Below are 25,350 nucleotides of genomic sequence, written 5' to 3' on the forward strand. Positions count from 1 at the left end.
GGCCACAGGCGCCGATCGTTGTGCCGGTGCCGCCTTGATCGGTGGGGCGGCCACCACGGCCACTTCTACGCGAGCTTGAGGGGCGGCTTTTACTGCGGCGACCACAGGTTCCGCTGCAGGGCCAGCTTGCGCACTTTCACGCAGGTTGCCGGCGCCTTCGACTTCGATGCGGATCAGTTCGCTGCCCACGGCCATGACTTCGCCAGGCTGGCCACCCAGGGCCAGGACCCTGCCGGCCACGGGGGAGGGGATGTCTACCGTGGCCTTGTCGGTCATCACATCGGCGACCACCTGGTCTTCGCTGACCATGTCACCGACTTTGACAAACCATTCCACCAGTTCTACTTGCGCAATGCCTTCGCCAATGTCCGGCATCTTGATAACGTGCGTACCCATTCAGACCTCCATAACCCGTTGTAGTGCAGCACCCACTCGCGCCGGGCCGGGGAAATAGGCCCACTCCTGGGCATGGGGATAGGGGGTATCCCAGCCGGTTACGCGCTCGATCGGCGCTTCCAGGTAGTGGAAGCAGTGCTCTTGAACCAGTGCGATCAGCTCGGCGCCAAACCCGCAGGTACGGGTGGCTTCGTGAACAACAACGCAACGGCGGGTCTTTTTTACAGAGGTGACAATGGCGTCCAGGTCCAGCGGCCAGAGGCTGCGCAAGTCGATGACTTCAGCGTCGATGCCGGTTTCTTCGGCGGCGGCCTGGGCCACATAAACGGTGGTGCCGTAGGTCAGGATGGTGACTTCAGTACCGGGCCGCACAATGGCGGCGCAGTCCAGCGGGACGGTGTAGTAACCGTCGGGCACGGCGCTGGCCGGGTGCTTCATCCAGGGGGGTACCGGACGGTCGTGGTGGCCGTCGAACGGGCCGTTGTACAGGCGTTTTGGCTCGAGGAAGATCACCGGGTCATCGTTCTCGATGGCGGCAATCAGCAGGCCCTTGGCGTCGTAGGGGTTGGATGGCATCACGGTACGCAGGCCGCAGACCTGGGTAAACATGGCCTCGGGGCTCTGGCTGTGGGTCTGGCCACCGTAAATCCCGCCGCCGCAGGGCATGCGGATGGTCATTGGCGCGATAAACTCGCCGGCAGAGCGGTAACGCAGGCGCGCCGCTTCAGAAACAATCTGGTCGGACGCCGGGTAGAAATAGTCGGCAAACTGGATTTCGGCCACCGGGCGCAGGCCATAGGCGCCCATGCCCACGGCGGTACCGACGATGCCACTTTCCGAGATCGGTGCGTCGAACACCCGCGAACTGCCGTACTTGGCCTGCAGGCCTTCGGTGCAGCGGAACACACCGCCGAAGTAGCCCACGTCCTGGCCAAACACCACCACGTTATCGTCGCGCTCGAGCATCACATCCATGGCCGAGCGCAGGGCCTGGATCATCGTCATGGTGCTGGTACTCACGGCGTTCTCCATCTGAATTTTATTGTTGTCGTTCATCTGGTTATAACCCCAATTCCTGGCGTTGCCGGCGCAAATGCTCGGGCATTTCCTTGTACACGTCTTCGAACATGCTCGCGGCACTGGGTATCTGCCCGCCTGCCAGGGTGCCGAAACGCTCGGCTTCCTTTTGCGCGCCAATGATTTCCGCTTCCAGCTCGGCACTGACGGCTGCGTGCTCTTCTTCCGACCAGTTGCCGGTGGCAATCAGGTGCTGCTTGAGACGAAGAATCGGATCGCCCAGCGGGAAGTGGCTCCAGTCATCGGCCGGACGATACTTGGACGGGTCGTCGGAGGTGGAGTGCGGGCCAGCACGATAAGTGACCCATTCGATCAGGGTCGGCCCCAGGTTGCGGCGCGCGCGCTCTGCGGCCCAGGCCGAGGCGGCGTAAACGGCGATAAAGTCGTTGCCGTCGACCCGCAGCGAAGCAATGCCGCAGCCCACGCCGCGTCCGGCAAAGGTGGTGGACTCGCCACCGGCAATGGCCTGGAAGGTCGAAATGGCCCATTGGTTGTTGACCACGTTGAGGATCACCGGGGCGCGGTAAACGTGGGCAAAGGTGAGGGCAGTGTGGAAGTCCGATTCGGCGGTGGCGCCGTCACCGATCCAGGCCGAGGCGATTTTGGTGTCGCCCTTGATGGCCGAGGCCATGCCCCAACCAACCGCCTGTACGAATTGGGTGGCGAGGTTGCCGGAAATACTGAAAAAGCCGTAGTCGCGCACCGAGTACATGATCGGCAATTGCCGACCCTTAAGCGGGTCGCGTTCGTTGGACAGCAATTGGCAGATCAGGTCGACCAGCGGCACATCACGAGCCATCAGGATGCTTTGCTGGCGGTAGGTGGGGAAGCACATGTCGTCGATGTTCAAGGCCAGGGCCTGGGCGCTGCCGATGGCTTCTTCGCCCAGGCTTTGCATATAGAACGACATTTTTTTCTGGCGCTGGGCGACCACCATGCGCGTGTCGAAAATGCGCGTCTTGAGCATGGCGCGCATGCCTTCGCGCAACACTTCGCTCGATACGCCTTCGGCCCACGGGCCAAGGGCCTGGCCCTTGTCGTCGAGTACACGGATCAGGCCTTTGGCCAAGTCTGCGGTGTCGGCAGGTTCCACATCGATCGGGGGTTTGCGCACCAGACCGGCATCGGTCAGGCGCAGGTAGCTGAAGTCGGTCTTGCAGCCTGGGCGGCCGGACGGTTCGGGAACGTGCAGGCGCAGCGGTGCATATTCATTCATGGCTTTCTCTACGCTCGATCTTGTCGTGTTTATAGGCGCGGGAGCTAGGTAGTACTGTCGAAGATCTGTCTGATAAAAACCAAGATCTTGTCCTACAACAATCATATTCCTGACGCCGAAGAATATTTCTCTGTAGTTCATTGTGCTTTGCAGCGTTTAAGGATAAGAATTCTGCATAAACATAAAAAACAGGTGCTTTTGTCTCATGCGCAAGCTAGATCGAACTGATATCGGGATTCTCAATAGCCTTCAGCAGAATGCGCGCATCACCAATGCGGACCTTGCGCGTTCGGTCAACCTGTCGCCGACGCCCTGTTTCAACCGGGTCAAGGCCATGGAAGAGCGCGGCCTGATCCGCGAGCAGGTGACCCTGCTTGACGCCGATATGCTGGGGCTGCATGTCAATGTGTTTATCCATGTGAGCCTGGAAAAACAGGTCGAGGAAGCCCTGCAGCATTTTGAAGCGGCGATATCCGATCGCCATGAAGTCATGGAGTGCTACTTGATGGCCGGCGACCCGGATTACCTGATCCGGGTGCTGGTGCCCAGCATCCAGGCGCTGGAGCGTTTCATGATGGACTTTTTGACCAAGGTGCCCGGCGTGGCCAATATCCGCTCCAGCTTCGCCCTCAAACAGGTGCGCTACAAAACTGCGCTGCCATTGCCTCCTGGCGGGCTGACGCTGGAGGAGTGAATTACACCCGCAAGCGCCAGCGCTCGTTGAAGCGCAGGTCGACCACCGCCAGTGGCTCTACGTCAATCAGGTTGAAGGAGGCAGTGCTCGCTGCCAGGGCGTGCAATATGGCAGCACGGATCACAAAAGGATGAGTCACCACGGCAAAATGACCCTCTTCGCGAAACTCGTCGAGCCAGGCGCTGACCCGCAGGCACAGGGCCTGTATCGACTCACCGCCATGGGGCGCGGCATCGGGGTTGCTGATCCAGTTGGCTAGCGCCTGGGGCATGCTTTGTTGCAGGTCTGACAGGCGCTGGCCCTGCCAGTCGCCGATATCGTAGTCGCCCAGGGCCGGGACAATCTCGATTTCGCCACCCAGTGCCTGCGCGGTTTGCAGGGTGCGGGTTTCGGGCGCGCAGAGTATGCGTACCGGCTTTTTCAGCCTGGCACTCAATTCGGCGGCCAACAGCAGGCCTTTCGGGTCAGCCGCCTCATCCAGTGCAAAGCGGCCCAGACGCTGGGCTTCTGTGCGGGCATGACAAATAAAGCTGAGGCGGGTGGGCATACCGGAATCCTTGCGGGGGAGACGTTGTGTTTGTGTTGTCTGCGCTCGCCCTTCAAATCAGTTTAGGCGAGTATTATGACCGTGTATTTCACTCTCAAGGTACTGTGCAATGGCTGCTGCTTTTTTGAAGAAAGTTCTTAATACGGCTGCGTTACTGACACTGATGACCGGGGCCGGCGCAGCGTTTGCCCATGCCCATCTGGAGCAGGCGACCCCCGCCGCCGACAGCACGGTGAACAGCGTCAACGAACTGCGCCTGGTGTTCAGTGAAGGCGTGGAGCAGGCGTTTACCCAGGTTGTGATCAGCCATGACCAGGCGCCGGTGCCGGTGAGCAGCATCAAGACCGAACCCGGCAACAAGAAAACCCTGATTGTGACACCGGCACAGCCGTTGCCGGCGGGTACCTATAACGTCAAATGGAACGCCGTGTCTGTCGATACCCACAAAAGTGCCGGCGATTACAGCTTTACGGTGAGCAACTGAGTTGATGCTCAGTGCAATGGTGATCTGCCGGTTTGTGCATTTCAGTGTGGTGTTGCTGATCTTCGGAGCCTGTGCATTCAGGCCTCTGTTGCGCGGGGCATGGCCATCCTTCGACATTGATGGCCAATTGCTTAAGGTCAATCGGGTGCTGGCCTGGGTGGCGCTGGCCAGCGGCCTTGCCTGGTTACTGTTGACCACCCACTCGATGGCAGGAAGCTGGCCTGAAACCCTGGCCCCGGCGACGTTGTGGCTGGTGTTGGGCAGTACCTTTTTCGGCCAGGTGTGGGCTTTTCATCTGCTGTTTTGCGTGCTGTTGTTGCTCGCCTTGTATGCCCGTAGCGGATTTAACCTTATCTGGTTGCTGGGTTTTCTGTTGTTGGGCACGTTGGCTCCGGTGGGTCACGGCGCGATGCTGGATGGCTGGCGTGGGCAATTGCTGATGCTTAACCAGTGGGTGCATCTGGCGTGTGTGGGGGCCTGGATCGGTGGTCTGTTGGGGTTGCAGCTTATCCTTGTGCGGCCTGTCGGTCAGGACGTGGGCGCTGTGTTGCAGCGCTTCAGCAATCTGGGGTTTATGTTGGTCGCCGGGATTATTCTTACCGGGCTGATCAATACCCGCGTGCTGACCGGTGCGCTCTGGCCTTCACCTTTGTTTGAAGGCTTCGCCCTGATTCTGTTGATCAAGGTGACCCTGGTGGGGGTGATGTTGCTGCTGGCGCTGTTCAATCTGCTGATGAGTCGTGCGGGCCGCTTCACCCTGTTGCGCAGAAGCGTTGCATTGGAATGGCTGTTTGGCTTGGCGGCAGTCGCCGCCGTGTCATTGCTGGGCACCTTGCCGCCGCTGGTGGTGTAGCGGCTGACGAGGTGCGAGGCTGCATTAAGGGCCACAGGAGTTTAAAAGTGCGGGCCCGCTACGCAGCCCTTCGCAGCTTCGTGCCTCGTAGCGGCTACAAGGCTAGACCAACAAAAACACACCCAGCAACCCGCCGAACACCAACCATTTTTCTACGTAGTAACGCGTGCGATTGCGCTTTTTCAGCTCTTTGCCGCGCAGGCGAATCTTGTATAACCGGGTAAATGCGCGGTTCAGGGCGCCGGTTTTGTCACTGGCATCGTTAGGCGAACTGGCGGATGCCATCACTGTGCGGCTGAACCACTGATTGAAGGCACTGGCCCAGCGATACTGCATCGGACGCTCGACATCGCAGAACAGGATGATGCGATTTTTATCGGTAGTGTTTTCGGCGTAATGGATAAAGGTTTCGTCAAACATCACCGCCTCGCCGTCACGCCAGGCGTAGTTCTGGCCGTCAACGTTGATATAGCAGCCTGGATCATTCGGGGTGTCCAGGCCCAGGTGAAAACGCAGCGATCCGGCGTAGGGGTCGCGGTGACGCACCAGTTTGGAGCCAGGGGGCAATTCGGCAAACATGGCGGCCTTGACCGTACCGATGCTGTTGAGCAGCTCAATGGTGCGCGGGCACAGTTCGACCGCCGAAGGGTGGTTGTCGCCATACCACTTCAGGTAAAAGCGCTTCCAGCCACTTTTGAAAAACGAGTTGAAGCCGACATCGTTGGGTTGCTCGGAACGCTTGATCTCGCCCGCCTGCATCAGGTTTCGCGCTTCTTCACGGATTTCCTGCCAGTGATCCTGCAAGGGTTGCAGTTCCGGGAAATCGGCAGGTTTGAGGTAGGGCTGGCCGGGCACTTTGGAAAACAGATACAAAAAGCAGTTGATCGGAGCCAGGAAGGAGGAGTGATCGGTCAGTTGACGCCCGAGCTTATGGCGAACCTTGCCCCGCAGGTGGACATAGGCGATGGACAAGACGTAGACAGCAATAATGATGAGTTTCAAGAGTATCTTCACAATTCAGGAGAAACGCAGCCCTGCAAACACGCACAAATGGCCCGACCTCTAGAAGAGTTATCGGGCGCTGGAGTTGCATTCCGTGAGCCTGGTTAGGGTTAAAACAGTATTTTGAATATTTTCTAACGTTTCATCATGTTTTTGCAGATGTTTTTTACAGTCTTTAGTCCTGTTGTGGGCAGGCCTATAGTCGTATTTGCATGTAGGGGAATTCTTTTTCGATCAATGAAAACCATTTTCGCCCAATAAACGATCAATTTCGCCAGCGCCCGGCGCTGTGGCAGGCCCCCGACGGGTCACGGCGATTGCCGCTGCTGCATTGGCCCGTTGCGCCGCTTGCGGTGCGGGATGCCCGGCCGCCAATGCGGCAATCAGCACGCCTGTATGAGCATCCCCGGCACCATTGCTGTCGATGCACTGCACCTTGAACCCGGCGATGTGTTGCTGACCGTGGCGGTCACTGATCCAGCAGCCTTGCGGGCCGTCGCGCACAACCGCAAGGCAGTGTGTGGGCAGGCGTGCGCTCAGGGCAGGCAGGGCGTCGGTCAGTGTGGGGGCATGGGTAAAACTCAGCGCTTCGGCAGTGTTGCCGGTCCACAGGTTCAGGCGCGGGAGCAGGGCGTCGAGCAGTTGCGGGTCAATATCGGTCAGTAACGGGCCGGGATCGAAGGTCACCTGGACACTCTGCGCCAGGCCCTGTATCCACTGCAAAAGCGGCCTCGCCTTGCCGACATGGAGCAGGCTGTAACCGCTGACATAGAGATGGTCGTCGGGCTGCACGCTGACGTGCGCGAGGTCGTGGGCAGACAACCCGCCTTCGGCACCAATGCAGGAAATAAAAGTACGCTCGGCGCTGGCTTCGGTGAGTGCGACGCACAGCCCGGTGTCTTTATGCGGGTCTACTGGCAGGGTCATGTGTATGCCCTCGGCGTGCATGGCCTGGCGAGCCATGTCACCGAACTGTCCCTGACCATGACGCCCCAGGTACACACTCTGCAGGCCGTTGCGCTGGGCAGCGGCCATTACGTTGAACCCGCCACCGGCGTGAAAGCTGGCGCTGTGGGCCAGCGCGTCGCCGCCGGAGGCGGGCAGTGTGTCCAGGCTCATGGCCAGATCGATGATCACCTGGCCTGTGTGCAGCAATCTAGGCATGGGCGCTGTCCTGTGCTGGCAGGCGGCGGTCTCTGGCGCCGCCCAGCAGCGCATACAGGCCGCCAGCCACGATGAAAGTCACGACCCAGCCGAGGCCGTTGTGGCCCAGCCAGGAATCGGCGAGCGGGCCGGTAAACCAGTCGGCATCGTTGCTGCCAACCCGGGTAAAGCATAACCCCAGCAGCAGGGCCACGGCCCAGGCACTCAAGGCCCGCCATTCGATGCCGCCGCTGTACCAGTAGGCGCTGCTGGGGCTGACGTTGAGCAAGTCGTTGGCGCTGTAGCAGTGACGGTGCAGCAGGTCGACGACAAAAATCGCTACCCAGGCGGTAATCGGGATGGCAGTGAGTGAAATAAAAGTGATGAAAGGGCCGTAAAAGCTGTCGGCAAATAGCATGAAGTAAATCGAACCACAGAAAATCGCCACGATATCCACGACGACGGCCTGCACCCGCTTGATCCTTACACCCAGGGTCAGGGTAGTGAGACCGGCCGAATAGACGGACAGATGATTGGACAGCAACAGGCCGCCAAAGGCGCTGACCAGGTAGGGAACCGCCATCCAGGAGGGCAGCAGGCTGCGGATTGCTGCAATGGGGTCGGTTGCGGATGCCAGCGCGTGGTTGCCGACCGTCAGCAACCCCCCCAGAGTAATCAGCAGAACCAGTGGAATCCCTGCGCCCCAGGCTGCGCTGGCCACCAGTTGCGCGGCGCTGACGCTGGATTTTTGGTAGCGCGACATGTCAGCCCCGGCGTTGGCCCAACCGATACCGGTGCCCGCGGCCATGATGCCAATCCCGATAATCACGGCGCTGACGGGTGCCGGGCTGGCGCTGAAGACGCCTGGCCAGTCGATGGTGGCGCACAGAAAACCGCCGACCAGCAGGTTGAGCGCGCCGAACACATAAGTTGCCCACTTCTGGATCAGCAGCAGCGTGGCGTGGCCCAGGCCTGAAACCGCAAGGGTCAGCAGGGTGAAGAGGGCGATAAACACCAGGGTGAGCACCGGTGCGCTTTTGGCTTCGGTGGGGGTATTGAACAGGATTGAAGACAAGGCCAGCAGCACAAATGCCGCGGTGGTGGTGTTTACGGTTTCCCAGCCGACACGGGAAATCAGTGAAACCAGCGTAGGACCTATATTGCCCCGTACGCCGAATATAGCTCGCGATAGGGTCAGGCTTGGTGCTCGGCCCCGTCGACCGGCGATGGATATGACGCCGACCAGGGCGAACGAGCCGCCAGCCCCGATCAAGGCGACGATGACCACCTGCCAGATGGCCAGTTGATGGAAGGCCACCAGCGTGGCGCCCAGTGGCAGGCCGAGGATGCTGATATTGGCAGCAAACCATACCCAGAACAGCTGCCCGGGGTTGCCGTTGCACTCGTTTTCGGGAACCGGCTCGATGCCGCGTGTTTCCAGTTGCCCGGCACTGTGCCCGGGGTCAGGGGAAGTCATGGCGTATGGCTCCTGATGCGCTTGTTATCGTTGTCGCAGGCTGTGTGTGGCGCTGACTTTGTGCCAGGCCCGTCGTGTTGCTGTCCATGGCAGGTTTTTTACGCAAGGCGCAGGGCTAACAGATCGCGTGCCAGAGGCTGCAGATGCAGGTCGTTGACCCTTGTGATCTGTTCGATCAGTGTCGCGGGCCACTGTTGCATTCCTCCACAGGCACCAAGCATGGCGCCGAGGATGGCGGCAATGGTGTCGGTGTCGCCACCGATGCTGGCGGCCATGCACAGGGCATCGAAACGGTTCAGCCCTGCGCTGGCCACGCGTTGGGCAAGGGCAAAGGCGACTACTACGGACTCCTGGGAGGCGACCGAAGTGCCAATCACGTCATAGAGCAGGTCGCCAAAATTGTCGGGGTTGCACTCGCTGCTGGCCTGCCTGGCCCAGCGAATACGCGGGCCGATGCGGCCCCCGGCAACCCAGTGACCCTGGTGTTCGGCGATAAAGGCCATTTCAGTGCCAGCATTGAGGGCGTGCTCAAGTTTTTTACCGTTTATGCCACTGGAGATGACGGCGGCCACTGCGGCTGCGCTGGCAATCCCCAGGCTGGTGTTGTGCGTCACCTGGCACGCCTGAACCACACAATGGATGAAGCGTTCCGGCTGGTTGATATCGCTGGCGATACCTACCGGAGCAATGCGCATGGCCGCGCCGTTGGTGGTGCCGTAGCGGCCCGATTCAGTGGGGCTGTGGCCAGCGAGGATCATCTCGATTGCGCGCTTGGTTGATGGCCCCAGAAGGTCCTGGGAACCCTTGGCCCGCATGCCGGACTCCCAACTGATCAGGCGCCGGGCAAGCTGGTGGGGGTCAATATTGCCTTTGCCTTCAACCAGCAGTTGGCCGACCAGTATTGCCTGCTCGGTATCGTCGGTGATTGAGCCCGCGGGCATATTTGGCGCAATGGGTTGATCGGCCGGGGCATTCTCAAGGGTTGTAATGCGCCCGAAGCGGGCCTGGATCTGTCCGCGACTGAACGATTGGGTCGGCATGCCCAGCGCATCACCCAGGGCCAGGCCGTACAGTGCGCCAAGGTCGAGATCCGGCTGCGTCATGTTGGCGTGCCAAATGAGTGGTACATGCGAAAGTGCACAGGATCCAGCCAGCTCTCGACCATTTCCATAAAGCGTCCTTGGCGGTCGTAGGTGGTGCGCAGGGCTTTGAGAAAAACTGTGCCGGCGGGGCGGCCGAGCAATAGTGCGTCTTCTTTACCCAGCGGCTCGGCGCCAATCCATTGGTCGCCACGATCACCGACAAAGCCGTAGGCCGCCAGCGTAATGGTGAGCGAGTCGTCAATCAGCCCTATACGTGGCAGGCCTTCCAGGCCACCTGTTGCGGGCACGAACGAGCGTTCCAGAGAAATCGCAGTGCCATCATCGCGGCGACGGCGGCGCTCAAGGATCACGAACTGGCTCAAGCCGAAGCGATGCAGGAGGTCCGCACGCTCTATGGCCTCGAGTCGCAGCAGTTCGGTGTGGATTCGGGCGCCGGTGTTGGCCAGGGCCTGTGTCCAGCCGTTGTTTTGGTCGAGCGTAATACCGTCGTAGGTGACGATGGCGCCGCCCTCGGTGCGTTTGGCAATGTATTTTCGCTTTTCCAGTTCGGCCAGTGCAGCTCGCAACGTACTGTGGCTGACACGCAGTTCTTGAGCCAATTGGTCTGCTTCCGGCAGCAGGTGACCGTCTGCCAGAAGCCCGCTTTCGATACGGTGGACGAGTTCGTCTACCACCCGTTGTTTTTTATTGAATCGAACCTGTTTGATCATGCCGAAAGTAATAGCTCAGCATTGTCGGTTCGGCAACATTCGCCCTCGGAATCCAGTCGGACAATGATTGGCCGAAAGCGAACGTCGAAGGGCAGGGACAGCACCTTGAACCGCAGTTTTAACCACGGCTCAAGGCGGGTGCAGGCAGGGGGGATTTCAACTGCAGGCTTTGAGGTTGACCGGGCCGACGAATTCGTTGCCACGGCCCATCACGCAGGCTACCGCCTGATTGCGCTGGCGCTCCCAGGCTTGAACCGGGTAGGTTTTGTTCCAGGCTTCGTAAAGCTGGCGGTCCTGCCTGGACAGACGCAAGTTGTATTGCTTGCTCATGTAAAAGTAGGTGCGCGCGATCATCCCGCGAATGGAGGGGCGGGGCATGACCTTTTTTGATTTGAAATCGACTTGTGTCAGGCACGAACCATATTGGCCTTTTTGCTCGGGCAACCAGCCAAAACTGAAATTGCTGCGGTCCCCGTTGACCTCGCCGATGCTGGGTACCAGGTTGTGCAAGTCGGCTTCAGCAACTTTGAACACCGGGTCGTTGCGAGTGCAGTTTTTTCGCCCGCCACTTTGCCAGCATTGGCGCTGATGGCCGATCTGCCAGGCGGGAACGATATGTTCCCACTCGATGCGTGCGGCACGGTTGGCATTTTTGCGCGGGATATAACCGCAGGCTTTCAGGTCGACGCGGTTGCCGGTGTATTTGCAACCGCAGTAGAACTCGGTGGACTGCGGCGCGTAGAGCTTCCAGGCAACCTTCTTGGCTTCGCTGAAGGTATTCGGGGCCGCGGCCTGTGCGCTTGCAACGGTGAAAAGACCGAGCAGTACCAGTAAACAAACCCTCATTGACTCAGTCTTCCTCAAGCACGGTCCAGAAAACATTCACGCCGCCATCATCGCGGTGGGCGACAGTGACGTTATCGTTTTCAGAAATTTCTTCCAGCAGGCGTTCCCAGAACTCAGGGTTATCGCCTTCGAGTCGCTCAAGCACCGCCATTTTGTCTTTTTGAGCTTTTGGCGAGCTGATGATTTTTTGTATACGTGTGCCGAAAATTTCATAGGGGCTTGGCGGAGTCGGCTCTTTTGCTGCTTTTTTAGCCATGATGCAATCCTTGGTGTGCTGTATGCGCATACAGTATTTAACTGCGCCACATTTGGCAACTGTTTGGTGCAACTGCCGGTTGTGCCGCAGCTTTTGTCCGGCCAATAAAAAGGCCGCCTCCCATAGGGGAGGCGGCCTTGCTTATTCAGCGCGCCAAGGCGTCAAGCAAGCACTCAGTATTCCCAGAAGATGCGCTGCAGCTCTTTGCTGTCCTGGGTCTTGGTCAGGGCGACCATGGCCAGGATGCGGGCTTTCTGCGGGTTCAGGTCATGGGCAACAACCCAGTCGTTTTTGTCGTCAGGCTGTTCTGCGTTACGCAGTACGAAACCGCCGTTGTTTACGTGGGAAGAACGAATGATTTGTACGCCATCCTTACGCAGGGCTTGCAAGGTCGGCACCACGCTGGAGGACACTGAACCGTTGCCGGTACCCGCGTGGATGATGGCTTTGGCACCGGATTGGGCCAGCGCTTTATAGGCGGTGTCGTCCACATTGCCGTAGGAGTAGGCGATGCCAACGTTTGGCAGGCTCTTGATGTTCTTGATGTCGAACTCGGAGTCCATGGTGTGGCGCTTGGCTGGCAAGCGGAACCAGTAGGACTTGCCTTCAACGACCATGCCCAGCGGACCCCACGGGCTTTTGAAGGCTTCGGTCTTGATGTTGATCATTTTGCTGACATCACGGCCCGACTGGATTTCGTCGTTCATGGTGACCAGCACGCCTTTGCCGCGCGCATCTTTGCTGCCGGCAACGGCAACGGCGTTGTACAGGTTCAGCATGCCGTCAGCCGACATGGCGGTGCCCGGACGCATGGAGCCGACCACCACGATGGGCTTGTCGGTTTTTTCGACCAGGTTCAGGAAATAGGCGGTTTCTTCGAGGGTGTCGGTACCGTGGGTGATAACGATGCCATCAACGTCGTTGCTGTCAGCCAGTTCGGCGACCCGGCGGCCCAATTGCAGCAGGTTTTCGTTGGTGATGCTCTCGGATGCAATTTGCATCACTTGCTCGCCACGCACATTGGCCAGTTGGCTTAGCTCGGGGACGCCAGCGATCAATTTGTCGATACCGACTTTAGCGGCCGTGTAAGTGGCGCTGTTGGCAGCGCTGGCACCTGCACCGGCGATAGTGCCGCCAGTGGCGAGGATGATGACGTTGGGCTTGGTGACAGCCTCTTGCGCTTGAGCGGTCGGCAGTGCCAGCAGCAGGGCCAGTGCGCCCGGAACAAAAGTTTTCAAAACAGCATTTTTCATTGTTTTTTCTCTTATTAGTGAGTATGCCGATGACTGCACACTTTGCTCGGCATGTGCCATTTATTGACCATGCATAGAGACTGGAAAGCACTATTTGTGCCACTAAGCGAAGTTTCTCGGGGCGCACACAACGTATTGATTTATGGGTCTTTATTTCCACGATCCGCTTTCTGGAAAAGAAACCGGACGGTTTTCCGAACAGAAGCGTTTTTTTTGTTCGGAGAGTCGAATATCGATGTGTCTGATCGCGTTTTTTTTCACATTGACAAATAACAGGTGGCTTTCCATAGTGAGGGCCTAGCAAACGTTTGCGCCGTTTTCTTGAGTCTGTATTTCTGGCAGTCAGGCAGGACCTGATGCCAGTCACCCAGCTTTTGGCGCTCAGGCGTGTGCGAGCAGGACGTTGCTCACAATAATCATAAGATCGGAGTTGCCCCCATGAAGCTGCCATTTGCTGGACGCCTTCTTGCTGTCGCCATGCTGGCTGCGGCATCCCTTACCCTCCCTGTCGCCAATGCCGATACGCCACAAAAACCCAAAGTCGGCCTGGTCATGAAGTCCTTGGCAAACGAGTTCTTTGTCACCATGCAAAAGGGTGGCGAGGATTATCAAAAGGCCAATGCCGCCAGTTTCGACCTGATTTCCAACGGGATCAAAAATGAAACGGACACTGCGGGCCAGATCGACATCATCAATCAGATGATCATCGCCAAGGTCGATGCGCTGGTGATTGCGCCCGCAGACTCCAAGGCGCTGGTGTCGGCCATCAAAAAGGCCAGTGACCGTGGCATTGTGGTGGTCAATATCGACAACCAGCTCGACCCCCAGGTGCTGAAAAGCAAAGGGCTCGAAGTACCCTTTGTGGGGCCCAACAACAGGCAGGGGGCTCGTGAGGTCGGCGAGTATCTGGCCACCAGGCTCAAGGCCGGTGATGAGGTCGGGATCATCGAGGGTGTATCGACCACGACCAATGCGCAAATGCGCACAGCGGGTTTCACGGATGCGATGAACGCTGCCGGGATGAAGATTGTGCCGGTGCAGTCGGGCAATTGGGAAATCGACGGTGGCAACAAGGTTGCGGCGGGCATGCTCAGCGAGTATCCAAACCTCAAGGCCATTCTGGCGGGCAATGACAGCATGGCGCTGGGCGCGGTGTCGGCTATCCGGGCTGCAGGCAAGGTCGGCAAGGTGCAAGTGGTCGGCTATGACAACATCGATGCGATAAAACCCATGCTCAAGGATGGCCGTGTGCTGGCAACGGCCGATCAGGCTGCCGCGAAACAGGCGGTTTATGGCATCGAAACGGCGCTCAAGCTGGTCAAAAAAGAACCGGTTGAAAACCTCAAGGACGGTGTCATCGATACCCCTGTCGAACTGGTCATCAACAAGTAATCCCACTCGCTGTCGCAGGCACTTGCCCGGTCGGGCAGGTGCCCGGAGAAATGTCATGTCTGCTCCTGATGCCAGCGTGATCCTCACGGTCAGCGGGATTGGTAAAACCTACACTCAGCAGCCGGTACTGGCTGCTATCGAGCTGTCGTTGCATCGCGGCGAAGTTCTGGCCCTGACGGGTGAGAATGGCGCTGGCAAAAGCACACTATCGAAGATCATGGGTGGCCTGGAGGTGCCGACTCTCGGGCACATGCAATTCAATGGCCAGGCCTATGCCCCGGGCAGTCGTGCGCAGGCCGAGCAATTGGGTGTGCGCATGGTCATGCAGGAACTGAACCTGCTGCCCACGCTGACGGTGGCGGAAAACCTGTTTCTGGACAAATTGCCCGGCCACCTGGGCTGGATCAGCCGCAAGCAGTTGCGCAAAGCGGCCATTGAGGCCATGAGCCAGGTGGGTCTGGAGGCGATTGACCCGGACACCCTGGTCGGGGAGCTGGGCATTGGCCATCAGCAGATGGTCGAGATTGCGCGCAACCTGATCGGCGATTGCCATGTGCTTATCCTCGATGAGCCCACGGCCATGCTCACCGCCCGTGAAGTTGAAATGCTTTTTGTGCAAATCGAACGGCTGCAGGCCCGTGGCGTGGCGATTGTGTATATCTCCCATCGACTTGAAGAGCTGGCACAGGTGGCGCAGCGGATTGCCGTACTGCGCGATGGTTGCCTGGTGTGCGTCGAGCCCATTGCCGATTACAACAGCGAGCAACTGGTCAACTTGATGGTGGGCCGCGAGTTGGGTGACCAGCTGGATTTGGGCGAACGTAGCTTGGGTGAAACGGCGCTTGAAGTCTGTGGTATCAGCCGCTCGGACAAGGTACGAGATGTATCGTTTAAAGTCAGAAAAGGCGAGATTTTCGGGATTTCCGGACTGATCGGGGCAGGGCGCACCGAACTGCTGCGACTGATCTATGGTGCCGATGTGGCCGACAGCGGCACGGTTGCAGTGGGTGCTCCTGTGCAGGTAGTGACCATCCATTCGCCGGCAGATGCTGTCCGGCAGGGTATTGCACTGATTACCGAGGACCGCAAGGGTGAAGGCTTGCTGCTGACCCAGTCGATCAGTGCCAACATCGGCCTGGGCAATATGGATCGGATTTCAAGCAGTGGCTTGGTCAACCGGGAGCAGGAGGCCGCATTGGCCCGGCGTCAGATAGACGCCATGGGCATCCGCAGCAGCGGCCCGGAACAAGTGGTGTCGCAACTGTCCGGTGGCAACCAGCAGAAGGTCGTCATTGGCCGCTGGCTGGAGCGCGACTGTTCGGTTCTGCTGTTCGATGAGCCTACGCGCGGTATCGATATTGGCGCCAAGTTCGATATTTACCGGCTGCTGGGCGAGCTGACGCGCAAGGGCAAGGCGCTGGTGGTGGTGTCGAGCGATCTTCGCGAGTTGATGCTGATTTGTGACCGCATTGGCGTGCTGTCTGCGGGCCGGCTGATCGATACCTTTGAACGTGACAGCTGGAGTCAGGAACAGTTACTGGCGGCAGCTTTTGCCGGTTATCAAAAACGAGATGCGTTGCTTGCTGAAGCCACGCCAAAGGAAGCCTCATGAACCCTACCCGCGTGCCGCATAAAAGTGCACATAACTACTACGGAATGGGCACCTACCTCGGGTTGGCGGGCGCCTTGCTGGCCATGATCATTCTGTTTTCCAGCCTGAGTGAACATTTTTTCTCCTATGACACGCTCAGTACGCTGGCCAACCAGATCCCCGACTTGATGGTGTTGTCGGTCGGCATGACCTTTGTGCTGATCATCGGCGGCATCGACCTGTCGGTCGGCTCGGTGTTGGCCCTGGCAGCGTCGGCGGTCAGCGTTGCGATTCTGGGCTGGGGCTGGAGTGTATTGCCTGCCGCTTTGCTGGGCATGGGCTGTGCGGCCCTGGCGGGGACCCTTACGGGGTCGATCACGGTGGCCTGGAAAATCCCGTCTTTTATTGTCTCGCTGGGGGTGCTGGAAATGGCCCGGGGCGGGGCCTACCAGCTTACAGGATCGCGCACGGCGTATATCGGCGACGCGTTCGCCTGGCTTGCCAATCCGGTTGCCTTTGGCATCTCGCCCGCGTTCATTATTGCGTTGCTGATTATTGTCATCGCCCAGGCGGTGCTGACGCGCACGGTGTTTGGGCGCTATCTGATTGGCATTGGCACCAACGAAGAAGCCGTTCGCCTGGCCGGTATCAATCCAAAGCCCTACAAGATTTTGGTCTTTAGCCTGATGGGGTTGTTGGCAGGAGTGGCGGCGCTGTTTCAGATATCCCGCCTCGAGGCGGCAGACCCCAATGCCGGTTCGGGCCTTGAACTGCAGGTGATTGCGGCCGTGGTGATCGGTGGCACGAGCTTGATGGGCGGGCGCGGTTCGGTGATCAGTACGTTTTTTGGTGTGCTGATTATTTCAGTATTGGCCGCAGGGCTGGCTCAAATCGGCGCGACGGAACCCACCAAGCGTATTATTACCGGTGCTGTCATTGTGATAGCAGTGGTATTGGACACTTACCGCAGTCAACGCGCACAGCGACGGAATTGAGCAATGGCAACGATTAAAGATGTCGCGGCAATGGCAGGCATTTCGTACACGACGGTTTCTCATGTTTTGAATAAAACCCGCCCTGTCAGTGAACCTGTGCGCTTGAAGGTTGAGCAAGCCATTGCACACCTGGAGTATGTACCCAGCGCGGTAGCACGCTCGCTCAAGGCCAAGACCACAGCGACCATCGGCCTGCTGGTGGCCAATAGCCTGAACCCGTACTTTGCCGAGTTGGCGCGAGGTATCGAGGATTACTGTGAGCGCAACAATTACTGCGTGATCCTGTGCAACTGTGATGATGACCCGGTCAAGCAGCGCAATTACCTGCGGGTGCTGCTGGAAAAGCGTGTGGACGGGCTGGTGGTCGCTTCGTCCACAGGCGACCTGGGGATGGCCAGCGGGTTGGTCGGCGTACGCACGCCGATGGTGATTGTCGATCGCAGCTTTGAGGGGGTTGAGGCTGACCTGGTGTGCATCGACCACGAACTGGGGGCTTATCTGGCTACGCGGCATTTGCTCGATCTGGGGCATCGTGCCATTGCCTGCATTGGCGGGCCCGCCGCCACCCGTGTCGCGCAGTTGCGTATGGCCGGGTATCGGCGTGCGCTGCTGGAGGCGGGTATAACGCCTCAGGGGCAGTGGATGGTCGAGAGTGACTTCAGCAGTGTCGGGGGCTACAACGCGGCGGTCGGCTTGCTGCAGCACAACCCGCCCTCGGCCATTTTTGCCTGCAACGACATGATGGGCATCGGCGTATTGCGAGCGGCGGCCGAGCGCAATATTCGGGTACCCCAGCAGTTGTCGGTGATTGGTTTTGATGATGTACAGATGAGCCGTTATGTCTATCCGTCGCTGACAACTGTCGGGCAGTCGATCCTGCAATTGGGCGAGATCGCTGCCCAGTTATTGTTGCGCCGCATTGCCGTACCCGGGCGGGCGGTGGAGCAGCGGATCGTCAAACCCGACATTGTGCTGCGCGAGTCCACCCGGGCTTATGCGCAAGCACCGTTGAAATCCCCCCCTACAATCACTGGATGAGTGTCGATACATGCAAGCGAATGTTGTGGTTGCAGGCAGTCTGAATATGGATCTGGTCACGCGTACCGAGAGATTGCCGCGCCCGGGGGAAACGGTGTTCGGGCAATCCTTTACCACCGTGCACGGTGGCAAGGGCGCGAACCAGGCGGTAGCAGCGTCGCGCCTGGGGGCCCGGGTGGCAATGCTCGGCTGTGTCGGCGGTGACGCCTATGGCGTGCAGTTGCGCGACGGCTTGCTGGCTGACCGGGTTGATTGTGTGGCAGTGCGCACCGTGCCTGACTGTGCCAGCGGCGTGGCCCTTATCACGGTGGATGCCTGCAGCCAGAACACCATTGTGGTGGTGCCGGGTGCCAATGGCTGCCTGGCCGCGGAAGATATCCGCGCCTTTGATCACGTCTTGCAAGGTGCGCAAGTGCTTGTTTGCCAGCTTGAAGTGCCGATGGAAACAGTCGGATGCGTGCTGGCGCGTGGACGTGAACTGGGCAAAGTGGTGATCCTCAATCCCGCCCCGGTCAGTGCTCCGTTGCCGGGGCACTGGTATGGCGCCATCGACTACCTGATCCCGAATGAGAGCGAGGCCTGGGCGCTTAGCGGTGTGCCGGTTGATTCCCTTGAGTCGGCCGGGCGGGCTGCCCGGCGGTTGGTCGAGCTGGGCGCGGGCAAGGTGATTGTCACCCTGGGCGCGCTGGGGGCCTTGTTTGTCAGTACCCACCGAGTGATGCACTTTACTGCGCCCAAGGTCGAGGCGGTGGATGCCACGGCGGCGGGCGATACCTTTGTCGGCGGCTTCTCTGCCGCGCTGGCGGCGGGTATGGAAGAGGACGACGCGATACGCTTTGCGCAGGTCGCCGCCGCGTTATCGGTCACTCGGGCGGGGGCTCAGCCTTCGATTCCATTGTTGCGTGATGTTCAGGGCTTTAAAGCACCATGAAAAAAACACCGCTGCTGAATATCGCCTTGTCGCGGCTGGTTGCCTCGCTGGGGCATGGCGACATCGTGGTGATTGCCGATGCCGGTTTGCCGGTGCCCAAGGGCATCGAACTGATTGATCTGGCCCTGACTCAAGGCGTGCCTGATGTTGCCAGCACGTTGCGCGCCCTGCTCAGTGAGATGCAGGTGCAAAGCCATGTGCTCGCCACTGAGTTGTTGCAGGCGCCATGCCCGGCGCTGTCATGTATCGACGAATATGCAGGCAAGGGGGAGTTGGGCTCAAGGAGCCTGCTCACCCATAATGCTTTCAAGGAACTATGCCTGCAGGCAAAGGTGATTGTTCGTACTGGAGAGTGTCGCCCGTACTGCAATATTGCCTTGGTCTCTGGCGTGACTTTTTAGACAAATAACCAGGGAGTTGTGATGCCACGTTTTACCCGGATTTTTCAGCCATTGATCAGGAGTGTCTTGTTCGTGTCCGCCATCACGATGTCGAGTGTTCAAGCCGCCGACAAGATCGATTTGATCATCGACACGGACCCCGGCGCCGATGATGTGGTCGCTCTGCTGCTGGCACTGGCTTCACCGGAGCAGTTACAGGTGCGGGCCATTACCACCGTGGCGGGCAACGTACGGCTCGACAAGACCTCGCGCAATGCCCGGCTGGCCCGGGAGTGGGCAGGGCGCGAAGACGTGCCGGTGTATGCCGGGGCGCCTAAACCCCTGGTGCGTACGCCGATTTACGCCGAGAACATTCACGGCCAGGAAGGCGTCACCGGTGTGCCTGTGCATGAGCCGGCCAAAGGTCTCGAAAAGGCCAATGCGGTCAATTACCTGGTTGATACCTTGCGTGCAGCCAAGCCAGGCAGCGTGACCATTGCCATGCTCGGCCCGCAGACAAACCTGGCCCTGGCCTTGATCCAGGCCCCGGAAATCACGCAGGGAATCAAGGAAGTCGTGGTCATGGGCGGCGCCCATTTCAATGGCGGTAATATCACCCCGGTTGCCGAGTTCAACCTTTATGCCGATCCGCATGCGGCAGACGTGGTGTTGAAGAGCGGGGTGAAACTGACCTATGTACCGCTGGATGTGACACACAAGATCCTTACCAGCGAGGCGCGACTGAAGCAGATCGCTGCACTGGGCAATACGGCCGGCAAACTGGTGGGCGATATTCTCAATGAATATGTGAAAGGCGACATGGTGCACTACGGACTGCCTGGCGGGCCTGTTCACGATGCCAGTGTCATTGCCTACCTGCTCAATCCTGCGCTGTTCTCCGGGCGTGAAGTCAACCTGGTCGTGGATACTCGCGAGGGGCCGACCTTTGGCCAGACTATCCCGGACTGGTACAACACCTTGAACCAGCCCAAAAACGCCTTTTGGGTCGAGAGCGGTGACGCGCAGGGCTTTTTTGACTTGCTTACCGCGCGTCTGGGCCGGCTCAAGTGAAGTGAGGTTGCGCGCCGTCAGGTCAGCCTGACGGGCTCGGCCGGTTTGTACTTTTCGAACACCTGACTGACGAACGCTCGGGCAGCTTCCGTGCCGAGCTCTTTAACCAAAAGGTCGATGCCGATAATGGCCAGCTCTTCAGGGCTGCCAGGGCTGTATGAGCACTGTCCTTGATGCCACTTGGCCTTGATATCTGCATCGATGCTGACTGTTGTCATGGGGTGCTCATGGGAAGGGGGCGTGAAAAGGCGATTTTAGCAAAAAGTCGTCATTTCGCTATGAATAGACCAAAGTAAATATTGGTTTTTGCACCCTCAACAGCCCATGACCCCCGCACTGCGTGCCACACTTGCACTTTTTGGGAGCGGTGCAGGCCATGCAAATTGATCTAAACAACCCTGAGGGCTTTACTCTTGGCGCTGTGCGTCAGTTGCTGGCCTCGGCCAGTGATGATGCCCATACACAGTTGCGCGTGACCAAGACGGGTATCGCTTATATATCTTCGGGTGTGGTGGGCGGTGTCGATATCGACGGTCTGCTTTTCAGGCTGGAGACCTGGGCGGCAGGTTCTGGCTATGTCGGAAAAGTTGCAGCAAGCGATGAGGTCTGGGTCATGCAGATATTCAATGCCCTCAAGGACAACTGGCCTAATCCGCCGTTCGATTACATTGATGTGTACTGACACCTGAACATATTTGGCAATGATTAGGGGTGCACGGTAAAAGTCGGCTCGGGCACACTTGCCGGTGCTGGCAAATCAGAAGGCGCTGAGAGGCGTCATGCAACCTATGTGCGAAAAAGCTGTCGCAAGGGTTCAGACTATTTATCTTAAGGAGGCTTCATGTCTTGGAAGCTAGTGTCATTGGGTTCGTTGTTGGCGGTCTTGGCACTGTCCGGATGCAGCACCGCAAGTTCGGTCAAGGAGCCTGTCGCCGAGGCGGGGCATAGCCGTTGCGATGCTAAATCAGCAGCATTTGCAGTCGGTCAAAAGGCTTCGGCGCAGCTTCTGGAGCAGGCCCGTATCAAGGCTGGTGCGCAGAACGCGCGTATTTTGATGCCGCATGACGTGATGACGCTTGAGTACCGCTCGGACCGTCTCAATCTCAATGCGGACGACGCTGGCATCATTACCCGGGTTAACTGCGGCTAACCTGGTCTGACATTGCGTCAGGCATAAAAAACCCCGTCACATGGACGGGGTTTTTTTGTTCGCGGGAGATTTACTCCGGACGAACCTGTGCAGCTTGCATACCCTTTTGGCCTTTCTCAGCCACGAAGGAAACGGTCTGGCCTTCTTTCAGGCTTTTGAAACCGTCGCTTTCGATAGCTTTGAAGTGTACGAACAGGTCGTCACCGCCACCTTGAGGAGTGATGAAGCCGAAGCCTTTTTCATCGTTGAACCATTTTACGGTGCCGGTTTGGCGATTAGACATGGTGTATCTCCAAGAAACTTATATTTTCAGTAGTACTGTGCTGCTCAGGCCAACTGGGCACACCGAGGTATCATAGTCGAAATGTGCGCTTTGGGAGCCCCCCTGAGCTACAGATTGCTGCAATGTTAACCCTCGTCTGCTCTTTGAAATGCTCAAGACCCCCGGTTTACGGGGGGTTGAGGGCTAAAGGCTGTTAGAAAAAAAGCAGTCGAGAATCAATATTTTTTACGTGCAAAAGCGTTTTTGACTGTTTTTGCTCTCCTCATGGCTCAATTCGAGCCGTGAGGAGGGTGGTTATTTCTTGGCCCGGCAAGCCTGGATGGCGTCCAGAGCCCGGGTGCGAAGCTCTGCGCTAGGCTGGGTTGTCTTGCTCATCAGCTGTGTGATTTCGGCGCTTGTGAACTTCTCGGACAGCTTGTCCGCACCGCATGCGCAATGCTGTTGGGCCGTTTTTGCGTCAACACTTTGGCTGGCTGCCGCTACGCAGTCCTTCATGTAGTCTTTTTTGGCGCCTGCAGGCCAGTTATCGGCCTGGGCGCTCAGGGGTAGCAGCAGCGCCAGGGGGGCTGCGAAGGCGAGTAAGCGGATCGTGCGCATAAGATGCTCCTTGTAGGCATTAAAACCGAGTGTGTATCACTGAGTATGTGAAAGGTAAGTGGAGCTCAAGTTCACCCTTTTGTAAAAAACCCCGTTTTCTCGCGGATGCGGGGAGGGGTGCGCAACAGGCGTATCCATCTGTGCTAGCATGCCGCCCTGGCTATTTCCTGCATTCGCGTGTTCCTTGAACCGTCATGCAGTGCCATTAACCTTTTTGATTTGAACTCCAGTCACTCTGGTTCGGTTTTAGGTTCGCCGCAAGGCTCCTGCCACTGTGAGGCAGGCATACCACCGAATCGCGTACTGGCTCATCCCAACCCACGTGACCTTTGGTAGGGGTCACCACTAGGAGAGGAGGCGCCATGCCAACTATTACTCTTCCCGACGGCAGTCAACGCTCTTTCGATCATCCAGTTTCTGTAGCCGAGGTTGCCGCTTCAATTGGCGCCGGCCTGGCTAAAGCCACCGTGGCCGGCAAGGTCAACGGCAAGCTGGTGGATGCCTGTGATCTGATTGAAAACGATGCCACCTTGCAAATCATCACGCCCAAGGATGAAGAGGGGCTGGAGATCATTCGTCACTCTTGCGCCCACTTGGTCGGTCATGCGGTGAAGCAGCTGTTCCCGACGGCCAAAATGGTCATCGGGCCGGTCATCGACGAAGGCTTTTACTACGATATCGCCTATGAGCGTCCGTTCACCCCGGATGACATGGCTGCTATCGAACAGCGCATGCAGCAACTGATCGAAAAAGACTACGACGTCATCAAGAAAGTGACGCCGCGTGCCGAAGTGATCGAACTGTTTGCTGCCCGTGGTGAAGACTACAAGCTGCGCCTGATCGAAGACATGCCGGACGAGCAGGCCATGGGCTTGTACTTCCATGAAGAATACGTCGACATGTGCCGCGGTCCTCACGTGCCGAACACGCGTTTCCTCAAATCGTTCAAGCTGACCAAGCTGTCGGGCGCCTACTGGCGTGGCGATGCCAAGAACGAGCAGTTGCAGCGTATCTATGGCACGGCCTGGGCTGACAAAAAGCAGCTGGCGGCCTACGTCCTGCGTATCGAAGAAGCCGAAAAGCGCGATCACCGTAAAATCGGCAAGCGCCTTGGCTTGTTCCACACCCAGGAAGAAGCCCCGGGCATGGTGTTCTGGCACCCGAATGGCTGGACCCTGTACCAGGTACTTGAGCAGTACATGCGCAAAGTACAGCGCGACAATGGCTACCTGGAGATCAAGACTCCTCAGGTCGTTGATCGCAGCCTCTGGGAAAAGTCCGGGCACTGGGCCAACTACGCCGAGAACATGTTCACTACCCAGTCTGAAAGCCGCGACTACGCGATCAAGCCGATGAACTGCCCTTGCCATGTGCAAGTGTTCAACCAGGGCCTGAAAAGCTACCGCGAGCTGCCGCTGCGTCTGGCCGAATTCGGTGCCTGTCACCGTAACGAGCCGTCGGGCGCCCTGCACGGCATCATGCGTGTACGTGGCTTTACCCAGGACGATGCCCACATCTTCTGTACTGAAGAGCAGATGCAGGCCGAGTCGGCTGCCTTTATCAAGCTGACGCTGGATGTCTACGCTGACTTCGGTTTCAAGGACATTGAGCTCAAGCTGTCGACGCGTCCTGAAAAGCGTGTGGGTTCGGATGAGCTGTGGGATCGCGCCGAAAGCGCATTGGCTTCAGCCCTTGATAGCGCTGGCCTGGCGTACGATTTGCAACCGGGCGAAGGTGCCTTCTACGGTCCCAAGATTGAATTTTCTCTGAAAGATTGTCTGGGTCGTGTCTGGCAATGTGGTACCCTGCAGCTCGATTTCAACCTGCCGATCCGTCTTGGCGCAGAATATGTGTCCGAAGACAACAGCCGTAAGCACCCGGTTATGCTGCACCGCGCGATCCTTGGATCGTTCGAACGTTTTGTCGGTATCCTGATCGAACATTACGAAGGCGCATTCCCTGCTTGGCTGGCTCCAACCCAGGCAGTGATCATGAATATCACTGACAAACAGGCAGATTTTGCTGCTGAAGTTGAAAAAACTCTCAATCAGAGCGGATTTCGTGCCAAGTCTGACTTGAGAAATGAAAAGATCGGCTTTAAAATCCGCGAGCATACTTTGCTCAAGGTTCCTTATCTCTTGGTTATCGGAGATCGGGAAGTCGAGATGCAGACTGTCGCTGTGCGTACACGTGAAGGTGCTGACCTGGGCTCGATGCCCGTCGCGCAATTCGCTGAATTCCTCGCACAAGCGGTTTCCCGGCGTGGTCGCCATGATTCGGAGTAATTATTATTAAGCGTGAAATGAGACAAGATAAACGAGCTGCACCGAAAGCCCCGATCAACGAGAATATCTCGGCACGCGAGGTTCGGTTAATTGGGGCTGAAGGCGAGCAGCTTGGGATTGTGTCAATTGAAGACGCGCTTCTTAAAGCTGAAGAGGCCAAACTGGACTTGGTGGAAATTTCCGCTGATGCAGTACCCCCAGTTTGCAAGCTGATGGACTACGGCAAATCTATCTTCGAAAAGAAGAAACAGGTTGCTGCTGCAAAGAAAAACCAGAAACAGATTCAGGTTAAAGAAATCAAGTTTCGTCCAGGGACGGAGGAAGGGGATTACCAGGTAAAACTGCGCAACCTGGTACGTTTCCTGAGTGATGGGGACAGGGCCAAGGTATCGTTACGATTCCGCGGCCGTGAGATGGCCCACCAGGAGCTGGGTATGGAACTGTTGAAGCGGGTTGAAGCTGACCTTGCGGAATACGGTACCGTCGAACAGCATCCTAAGATGGAAGGACGCCAGCTGATCATGGTCATCGCCCCGAAAAAGAAGAAGTAATCAATTGGGCACGGCAGGCCTTCTGATTA

General features: G+C 58.1%; 29 protein-coding genes. 14 read left to right on the top strand and 15 right to left on the bottom strand.

The window, feature by feature from the left end:
- The 3 genes from GHO42_RS06740 to GHO42_RS06750 form a co-directional block, all read right to left on the bottom strand.
- The coding region (locus GHO42_RS06740; protein ID WP_306108754.1) for a biotin/lipoyl-containing protein at positions 1-396 on the bottom strand (396 nt) is incomplete at its 3' end.
- A complete protein-coding gene (locus GHO42_RS06745; protein WP_153327409.1) occupies positions 397-1,452 on the bottom strand; it encodes an alpha-ketoacid dehydrogenase subunit beta in 1,056 nt (351 codons plus the stop codon).
- A 4-nt stretch (positions 1,453-1,456) separates the two neighbouring features.
- The gene (locus GHO42_RS06750) at positions 1,457-2,689 is read right to left on the bottom strand and encodes a 3-methyl-2-oxobutanoate dehydrogenase (2-methylpropanoyl-transferring) subunit alpha (RefSeq protein ID WP_095018567.1); all 1,233 of its coding nucleotides are present in this window, start codon (positions 2,687-2,689) and stop codon (positions 1,457-1,459) included.
- 205 nt (positions 2,690-2,894) lie between these two features.
- Here GHO42_RS06750 and bkdR point away from each other — a divergent pair, with 205 nt between their 5' ends.
- The gene (bkdR, locus tag GHO42_RS06755) at positions 2,895-3,383 is read left to right on the top strand and encodes a Bkd operon transcriptional regulator BkdR (protein WP_016781430.1); all 489 of its coding nucleotides are present in this window, start codon (positions 2,895-2,897) and stop codon (positions 3,381-3,383) included.
- A gap of 1 nt (position 3,384) precedes the next feature.
- Here the strand turns inward: bkdR and GHO42_RS06760 are convergent, their stop codons facing one another.
- Positions 3,385-3,930, bottom strand: a complete 546-nt coding sequence (locus GHO42_RS06760; protein ID WP_095018568.1) for a histidine phosphatase family protein — start codon at positions 3,928-3,930, stop codon at positions 3,385-3,387.
- A gap of 109 nt (positions 3,931-4,039) precedes the next feature.
- On the opposite strand from GHO42_RS06760, the gene copC reads away from it, so the two are divergent.
- Both copC and copD read left to right on the top strand, forming a co-directional pair.
- A complete protein-coding gene (copC, locus tag GHO42_RS06765) occupies positions 4,040-4,414 on the top strand; it encodes a copper homeostasis periplasmic binding protein CopC (protein ID WP_095001993.1) in 375 nt (124 codons plus the stop codon).
- A 4-nt stretch (positions 4,415-4,418) separates the two neighbouring features.
- Positions 4,419-5,267, top strand: a complete 849-nt coding sequence (gene copD, locus GHO42_RS06770; RefSeq protein WP_095018569.1) for a copper homeostasis membrane protein CopD — start codon at positions 4,419-4,421, stop codon at positions 5,265-5,267.
- Between the two features lie 102 nt (positions 5,268-5,369).
- Here the strand turns inward: copD and lpxO are convergent, their stop codons facing one another.
- The 8 genes from lpxO to GHO42_RS06810 all read right to left on the bottom strand — a co-directional run bounded on the left by lpxO (position 5,370) and on the right by GHO42_RS06810 (position 13,057).
- Positions 5,370-6,269: a lipid A hydroxylase LpxO gene (gene lpxO, locus GHO42_RS06775; protein ID WP_095001991.1), complete on the bottom strand. Its 900-nt coding sequence runs from the start codon at positions 6,267-6,269 to the stop codon at positions 5,370-5,372.
- Between the two features lie 234 nt (positions 6,270-6,503).
- Entirely contained in the window at positions 6,504-7,433 is a 930-nt protein-coding gene (locus GHO42_RS06780) for a PfkB family carbohydrate kinase (RefSeq protein WP_095018570.1), read from the bottom strand.
- Positions 7,426-8,889: a cytosine permease gene (locus GHO42_RS06785; protein ID WP_095001989.1), complete on the bottom strand. Its 1,464-nt coding sequence runs from the start codon at positions 8,887-8,889 to the stop codon at positions 7,426-7,428. The genes GHO42_RS06780 and GHO42_RS06785 overlap by 8 nt, the downstream gene beginning before the upstream one ends.
- Before the next feature lie 98 nt (positions 8,890-8,987).
- Positions 8,988-9,992 (bottom strand): ADP-ribosylglycohydrolase family protein, encoded by a 1,005-nt coding sequence (locus GHO42_RS06790; protein ID WP_153327411.1) that lies wholly within the window; start codon positions 9,990-9,992, stop codon positions 8,988-8,990.
- Positions 9,989-10,702 (bottom strand): GntR family transcriptional regulator, encoded by a 714-nt coding sequence (locus GHO42_RS06795; protein WP_095001987.1) that lies wholly within the window; start codon positions 10,700-10,702, stop codon positions 9,989-9,991. Before GHO42_RS06795 ends, GHO42_RS06790 begins: the two co-directional genes overlap by 4 nt.
- Positions 10,703-10,858: 156 nt before the next feature.
- A complete protein-coding gene (locus GHO42_RS06800) occupies positions 10,859-11,548 on the bottom strand; it encodes an endonuclease (RefSeq protein WP_095020767.1) in 690 nt (229 codons plus the stop codon).
- Between the two features lie 4 nt (positions 11,549-11,552).
- Positions 11,553-11,804 (bottom strand): DUF1654 domain-containing protein, encoded by a 252-nt coding sequence (locus GHO42_RS06805; RefSeq protein WP_095001985.1) that lies wholly within the window; start codon positions 11,802-11,804, stop codon positions 11,553-11,555.
- Positions 11,805-11,977: 173 nt separating this feature from the next.
- Positions 11,978-13,057, bottom strand: coding sequence for an asparaginase (locus GHO42_RS06810; protein WP_095023608.1), 1,080 nt, complete (start codon positions 13,055-13,057; stop codon positions 11,978-11,980).
- Between the two features lie 438 nt (positions 13,058-13,495).
- On the opposite strand from GHO42_RS06810, the gene GHO42_RS06815 reads away from it, so the two are divergent.
- The 7 genes from GHO42_RS06815 to GHO42_RS06845 are packed head-to-tail and all read left to right on the top strand — an operon-like array spanning position 13,496 to position 20,455.
- The gene (locus tag GHO42_RS06815) at positions 13,496-14,449 is read left to right on the top strand and encodes a sugar ABC transporter substrate-binding protein (RefSeq protein WP_095001983.1); all 954 of its coding nucleotides are present in this window, start codon (positions 13,496-13,498) and stop codon (positions 14,447-14,449) included.
- 55 nt (positions 14,450-14,504) lie between these two features.
- Positions 14,505-16,061: a sugar ABC transporter ATP-binding protein gene (locus GHO42_RS06820; protein ID WP_153327413.1), complete on the top strand. Its 1,557-nt coding sequence runs from the start codon at positions 14,505-14,507 to the stop codon at positions 16,059-16,061.
- Entirely contained in the window at positions 16,058-17,035 is a 978-nt protein-coding gene (locus GHO42_RS06825) for an ABC transporter permease (protein WP_095001981.1), read from the top strand. Before GHO42_RS06820 ends, GHO42_RS06825 begins: the two co-directional genes overlap by 4 nt.
- Before the next feature lie 3 nt (positions 17,036-17,038).
- Complete coding sequence (locus tag GHO42_RS06830) at positions 17,039-18,073, top strand: LacI family DNA-binding transcriptional regulator (protein WP_095018575.1); 1,035 nt, start codon at positions 17,039-17,041, stop codon at positions 18,071-18,073.
- A gap of 10 nt (positions 18,074-18,083) precedes the next feature.
- On the top strand, positions 18,084-19,004 hold the full coding sequence (rbsK, locus tag GHO42_RS06835) for a ribokinase (RefSeq protein WP_153327414.1): 921 nt from the start codon (positions 18,084-18,086) through the stop codon (positions 19,002-19,004).
- Entirely contained in the window at positions 19,001-19,405 is a 405-nt protein-coding gene (gene rbsD, locus GHO42_RS06840; RefSeq protein ID WP_095001978.1) for a D-ribose pyranase, read from the top strand. Before rbsK ends, rbsD begins: the two co-directional genes overlap by 4 nt.
- A 21-nt stretch (positions 19,406-19,426) precedes the next feature.
- Positions 19,427-20,455, top strand: a complete 1,029-nt coding sequence (locus GHO42_RS06845; RefSeq protein ID WP_095023610.1) for a nucleoside hydrolase — start codon at positions 19,427-19,429, stop codon at positions 20,453-20,455.
- A 17-nt stretch (positions 20,456-20,472) separates the two neighbouring features.
- On the opposite strand, the gene GHO42_RS06850 is transcribed toward GHO42_RS06845, so the two are convergent.
- A complete protein-coding gene (locus GHO42_RS06850; protein WP_095001976.1) occupies positions 20,473-20,673 on the bottom strand; it encodes a hypothetical protein in 201 nt (66 codons plus the stop codon).
- Between the two features lie 158 nt (positions 20,674-20,831).
- Here GHO42_RS06850 and GHO42_RS06855 point away from each other — a divergent pair, with 158 nt between their 5' ends.
- Both GHO42_RS06855 and GHO42_RS06860 read left to right on the top strand, forming a co-directional pair.
- The gene (locus GHO42_RS06855) at positions 20,832-21,137 is read left to right on the top strand and encodes a hypothetical protein (RefSeq protein ID WP_095001975.1); all 306 of its coding nucleotides are present in this window, start codon (positions 20,832-20,834) and stop codon (positions 21,135-21,137) included.
- A 159-nt stretch (positions 21,138-21,296) separates the two neighbouring features.
- Positions 21,297-21,605 (top strand): I78 family peptidase inhibitor, encoded by a 309-nt coding sequence (locus GHO42_RS06860; protein ID WP_095001974.1) that lies wholly within the window; start codon positions 21,297-21,299, stop codon positions 21,603-21,605.
- 70 nt (positions 21,606-21,675) lie between these two features.
- On the opposite strand, the gene GHO42_RS06865 is transcribed toward GHO42_RS06860, so the two are convergent.
- Positions 21,676-21,888: a cold-shock protein gene (locus tag GHO42_RS06865; RefSeq protein WP_003179963.1), complete on the bottom strand. Its 213-nt coding sequence runs from the start codon at positions 21,886-21,888 to the stop codon at positions 21,676-21,678.
- A 294-nt stretch (positions 21,889-22,182) separates the two neighbouring features.
- Positions 22,183-22,485, bottom strand: coding sequence for a hypothetical protein (locus tag GHO42_RS06870; protein ID WP_095001973.1), 303 nt, complete (start codon positions 22,483-22,485; stop codon positions 22,183-22,185).
- 362 nt (positions 22,486-22,847) lie between these two features.
- Between GHO42_RS06870 and thrS the strand changes: the two genes are divergently transcribed.
- Positions 22,848-24,770, top strand: coding sequence for a threonine--tRNA ligase (gene thrS, locus GHO42_RS06875; RefSeq protein ID WP_095001972.1), 1,923 nt, complete (start codon positions 22,848-22,850; stop codon positions 24,768-24,770).
- Positions 24,770-25,321, top strand: coding sequence for a translation initiation factor IF-3 (gene infC, locus GHO42_RS06880; RefSeq protein WP_169916631.1), 552 nt, complete (start codon positions 24,770-24,772; stop codon positions 25,319-25,321). The genes thrS and infC overlap by 1 nt, the downstream gene beginning before the upstream one ends.
- Positions 25,322-25,350: the final 29 nt, after the last annotated feature.

Source organism: Pseudomonas sp. FSL R10-0056, assembly GCF_009600105.1.
GTDB classification, from domain to species: Bacteria; Pseudomonadota; Gammaproteobacteria; order Pseudomonadales; family Pseudomonadaceae; genus Aquipseudomonas; species Aquipseudomonas bubulae.